Origin of the sequence: Paenibacillus cisolokensis (assembly GCF_018403665.1) — a bacterium.
In the GTDB taxonomy this organism is placed as follows: Bacteria; Bacillota; Bacilli; order Paenibacillales; family Paenibacillaceae; genus Paenibacillus_AH; species Paenibacillus_AH cisolokensis.
Genome location: NZ_BOVJ01000232.1, coordinates 1 through 5204, shown reverse-complemented (window position 1 = coordinate 5204; position 5204 = coordinate 1). Strand labels below are relative to the sequence as shown.

Annotated in this window: 1 protein-coding gene and 2 pseudogenes; 1 reads left to right on the top strand and 2 read right to left on the bottom strand. The window is 59.0% G+C overall.

Annotation, left to right across the window (positions count from 1 at the left end; all coding sequences use genetic code 11):
• Positions 1-233: 233 nt before the first annotated feature.
• Together PACILC2_RS24935 and PACILC2_RS24930 are read right to left on the bottom strand one after the other, a co-directional pair.
• Positions 234-1307: a M42 family metallopeptidase gene (locus tag PACILC2_RS24935; protein ID WP_213531630.1), complete on the bottom strand. Its 1074-nt coding sequence runs from the start codon at positions 1305-1307 to the stop codon at positions 234-236.
• 411 nt (positions 1308-1718) lie between these two features.
• Positions 1719-2872 (bottom strand): annotated as a pseudogene (locus PACILC2_RS24930) (AI-2E family transporter).
• Positions 2873-3214: 342 nt separating this feature from the next.
• On the opposite strand from PACILC2_RS24930, the pseudogene PACILC2_RS24925 reads away from it, so the two are divergent.
• Positions 3215-5166: pseudogene (locus tag PACILC2_RS24925) on the top strand (heavy metal translocating P-type ATPase).
• Positions 5167-5204 lie beyond the last annotated feature (38 nt).

Below are 5204 nucleotides of genomic sequence, written 5' to 3'. Positions count from 1 at the left end.
GGAGCGTGGATTGAAGCTCCTGGCTTAACCCATCGCGTTCTCGAAAAGTCCTCAGTGGCTCCCCGCGCAGGAGCAACTAACATTCCGTGCGGGAACAGGACGAGCGTGGCGGACGAGGATGCGACAAGGAAATTACGGAAGTGTACGAACGGATGGGACTATAAAACGGTCGTGACCAAAAATAAACTCCGGCACCGCAAGGAACAGGCAGTGCCGGAGTTTTTTGGGGCGACTTACGCGAAGGCCGTGATCGTGTCGAGCAGCGAACGGTCCGTCCGCCGCACCAGCTTGACGAGCAGCTCCTTGGCGGCATCGTAGTCGTCGGTATGGATCATCGATGCCGAAGTATGAATGTAGCGCGCGCAAATGCCAAGCGCTGCTGTCGGTACGCCGATGCCGTGCAGATGCACTTTCCCTGCGTCCGTAGCGCCCGGCGATACGAAGAACTGATACGGTATCCGCTCCGTCTCCGCCGTATCGAGAATAAATTCCATCAACGCCCGGTTCGGGACGATCGAGCTGTCCAGTACGCGGATGACCGCGCCTTCGCCGAGCCGGCCGAAGGCGTGGCGGTCGCCGCCCGTATCGTTGGCCGGACCGGCATCGAGCGTGTAGCAGATATCCGGCCGGATCAGCTCGGCGGCTGTCTGCGCGCCGCGCAGGCCGACCTCTTCCTGCACCGTTGCGCCTGCATACAGGACGTTCGGCAGCTTCTCGTCCTTCAGCTCCCGGAGCAGCTCGATCGCCAGGCCGACGCCGAACCGGTTGTCCCAGGCTTTGGCCAATATTTTCTTCCCGCCGGCGAGCGGGGTAAACGGACAGACGGGAACAACCGGCAGTCCCGGACGAATGCCCATCTCCAGCGCATGATCCCGGCTGTCGGCTCCGATATCGATGTACATGGCGCCGATGTCAACCGGCTTGCTCCGCTGCGTCTCGTCCAGCAGATGCCGCGGCGTGGAACCGATTACGCCGGGGATGGGGCCGGACCGGGCGATAACTTCAACCCGCTGCGCGAGCATCACCTGACTCCACCAGCCGCCCAGCGGCTGGAACCGGAGCATGCCGTTGTCGAGAATGGCCGTAACCATAAAGCCAACCTCGTCCATATGTCCGTTCACCATAACCCTGGGCCCGGATTCGTTTCCGCGAAGCACCCCGAACAGCCCGCCGAGCCGGTCGGTCACGATTTCATTCGTATATGCGCCGATTTGGCTCCGCATGTAGCGGCGCACCTCATCCTCGAAGCCGGGTGCTCCCGGCAATTCCGTCAACGTGCGAAACATTTCCAGCGTCGTCTGATCCATCGTTTGCCTCCCCGTTTTTTGGTAAGCGGCGATACAGCTTGATTCTACGATAGTCAAGCAATCGCCCGATGTCAACGGGAAGAGCGGGGCTAGACGGGAAAACGGGTACTGCGATGCGCCGGACAAGCAAGACTTTGTCCGGCAACGACAGACAGCGGGAAGGGGCAATCGCGAAGCAGGGGAGGACCACACTATTGCTGTCGGAGAGGAGTCGGCTTATGGCGGGTTAAGGCGAAAAACCGGCTCCGCATGACCGGCATTGCCGGAGAACGATACGGAGCAGAAGGGACGATACAGGTACATCCGACGGAAAGCAGAATACGACTATCGACCGGCAGACGTCGAACAGCCGCACGCATGCCGGCTTTCGGACGCCGCGAGCGGAAAAGGCCGACCTGCGCAGGCCGGCCCTTATTCATTCGCCGAAGCTGTCCGTTCCTCCTCATACAGTCCGGAGCGCGTCTTGAAATAACGGAACAGATGTGTCGCGATCACTTTCAGTACGGCATAACCCGGTACGGCCAATATAATGCCTACAATGCCGAACAGATTGCCTGCCGTCAAGATGACGAAAATAATCGTAATCGGGTGAATGTGCATCGTCTTCCCCATAATTTGCGGGGAAATGAACTTGCCCTCGATCAGCTGCACGACGGTCCATACGACGATCATTTTGAGCAGCATGATCGGGGAAGTGACGGATGCGACGATAAGCGCCGGCGTAATGGCGATGGCCGGACCAAGATAAGGTACGATGCTCGTGCATGCGGCGATGATGGCCAACACGAGCGAATAGTTCAGCCCGATAATCAGATAACCGATGAACAGCAGCGCCCCGATGCAGAAGCTGACGATAATTTGCCCCCGGATATACGAGCTGATCTGCCTGTGCATCTCGACCATGACGCGAAACGACTGGCCGCGGAGCTTGGTCGGGACGAAGCCGAGAATGAAGTGAGGCAGCTTCTTTCCGTCTTTCAGCAGATAGAACAAAATGAACGGGACGGTTATGATGGCCAGCACCACCTCGGTCAAGGCGCCGATAAATCCGCCGATGCCGCTCCAGGCGTTTTTGAGCAAATCGGTGGCCCGGTTGGACAAATCGTTCATGAGCGCGGTCGTATCCAGACCGAGCGTCTGCTGGATCTGGTTGAAAATTTCGCTTCCGATCAGATCCTCGAATTGCACCTGAATTTGCGCGCTATAGTACGGGATGTTGTCAATCAAACCTTGCACCTGATCGCGGATGAGCGGAACGACCGCGACTATGATCAGCGTGACGACGCAGATAATCGCCAGATACAGCGCCAGTATGGAGTAGGCGCGCTTGATTTTCGGCGTTCCAGGTAGTCGACCAGCGGATTCGTCAAATAGTAGACGATACCGGTCAGAATAATCGGCAGCAAAACGGTTTTCGCCAGTACCCGCAGCGGTTCGAAAATGTGAGGGACTTTGCTGAACACGAGTACATTGAGTCCGATCAACAGCAGCACGAGCAAAAACAAGACGAATTTGTTATTCAGGAAAATCCGGAAACGGTCGGTCCATTCACGTTGTCGATTCATTCACAACCTCCTTGCCCCTCCAAACCTGTTACTCATGAAGGATAACGCTCCCGTTGACAAAAAACAAGCCGGCGTCCCGGCGTCTCCCGGTTATTCTATACGCTGCAGAGGGTGGAGAGGTATCATTTTTTGTGCGTAAATCATTATTTACTTATTCTTTGTTCTAGTTTATAATAATTACAATAAAGTTTCCTGACGGAAACATCGATATTGATTTGCATACGGTTCGATCCATGCTGTCCCTTATAGAAGGGGCAGCATGCGTCGTTTTAAGGACTGTAACAATGGTATTCATTCTCAATGACTGCATTCTTAATGATGATTACGGACGGAGGATTCGATATGAGCGCATCGTACGAACGGTTGAACGAAACGCCGACAGCCCCGGCTGCCGCCGCGGCTTTGCCGGCTTACGGAGCAGGCAAGGGGGGCGAGCGGATCGCGCGGTACGGCGAAGGACTTGCCGCGCTGGCCAGCGGGGTGCTGACCGCCGCGGCCTGGGGAACGGAAGATGTATGGGGGCCGGGAACGGCTTCGATCGTTCTCTATTTGCTGGCATATGTGGTAGGCGGCTATGTAAAAGCGAAGGAAGGGCTCGAGACGCTGATCGCGGAACGCGACCTGGACGTCAATTTGCTGATGATTCTTGCGGCCATCGGTGCGGCGTGCATCGGCTATTGGGCGGAAGGCGCCGTTCTTATCTTTATTTTTCGCTCAGCGGGGCGCTGGAGAGCTACACGATGGCGCGAAGCCATCGCGACATCTCCAGCCTGATGGAATGCAAGCCGGAGACGGCCACCCTCGTTCGGAACGGAGAGGAGACGGTCGTGCCGGTCGAGCGGCTGGAAGTTGGGGATATCGTCGTCGTCCGGCCCGGAGAGCGGATACCTGCCGACGGCGTCGTGAAAGAAGGGGCATCGGCGGTCAACCAGGCTTCCATAACGGGGGAATCCGTTCCGGTTGACAAAATGCCGGGCGACGACGTGTTCGCCGGCACGATGAACGGACAGGGCGCCTTGTTCGTCGAAGTGACGCAGCCGAGCGCTTCCACGCTGTTCGCCAAAATTATTCGCATGGTGCAGGAAGCCCAGAGCGAGAAGCCGGCGTCGCAACGTTTTATCGAACGGTTCGAACGAATTTATGCCCGCATCATCCTGGCGGCAACGGCGCTGCTGATCGTCATCCCGCCGCTGCTGCTGGGCTGGTCATGGTCGCAGACGTTCTATAAAGCTATGGTATTTCTCGTCGTCGCTTCCCCCTGTGCGCTCGTCGCTTCCATTATGCCCGCTGTCCTGTCCGCGATTTCCAACGGGGCGCGCCACGGTTTGCTGCTGAAGGGCGGCGCGTATCTGGAACATTTGGCCGAAGCGAAAGTGGTCGCCTTCGACAAGACCGGCACCCTGACGGAAGGCCGTCCGGTCGTAACCGATCTGATCGCATACGGCGGTAAGACCGAAGAGGAGGTGCTGCGGATTGCCGCTTCGCTCGAAAGCTTGTCCGAGCATCCGCTGGCAGAGGCGGTGCTGCGGCATGCCGAGGAGCGCAGCATTCGCGCCGAACGGCCGTCGGACTGGACGTCGCTGACCGGGCTTGGGGTGCAGGCGCAATTTGAAGGCGAACTGTGGCGTATCGGAAAGCCCGCGATGCTGGACGGCACGATCGGCCGCGGTCCGGCGGAGCACGATATCGAGCGGCTGGAAGGCGAAGGGAAGACGGTCGTGGCGCTCTACAGCGATCGCGGCATCGCGGGCGTTATTGCGATGCGCGACCGTCTTCGTCCGGAGGCGAAGGCGGCGATCGCAAGGCTGCGCGAACTCGGCGTGCGGGTCGCCATGCTGACGGGCGACCAGAGCCGGACTGCGTACGCGATTGCGGCCGAAGCGGGCATCGATTTCGTCTACGCGGAGCTGCTGCCGCAGGACAAGGCGGAGCGGATCAAGGAGCTGCAACAGTCGTACGGCTGCGTGGTGATGGCGGGCGACGGCGTGAACGACGCGCCCGCGCTGGCTACCGCGACCGTAGGCGTCGCGATGGGCGCGACGGGCAGCGACGCGGCGCTGGAGACGGCCGATCTGGTGCTCATGAACGACGATATCGGCCATATCGCGACGGCGGTCGAGCTGGGCCGGCGCACCCGGGCCGTCGTACGGCAAAATCTCACGTTCGCCATCGCCGTCATCGCCATGCTGATCTTTTCCAATTTCGCGCTGGATATTGCGCTGCCGTTCGGCGTCGTCGGGCATGAAGGCAGCACGATACTCGTCATTTTAAACGGTTTGCGGCTGCTGCGCTGACGGTTCTTCGCAGCGGCGGCAAGGCAATAGGCGGAAGG

Coding starts and splice junctions, on each gene's coding strand:
- PACILC2_RS24935 (WP_213531630.1), bottom strand. CDS start 1,307: ATGGATCAGACGACGCTGGAAATGTTTCGCACGTTGACGGAATTGCCG.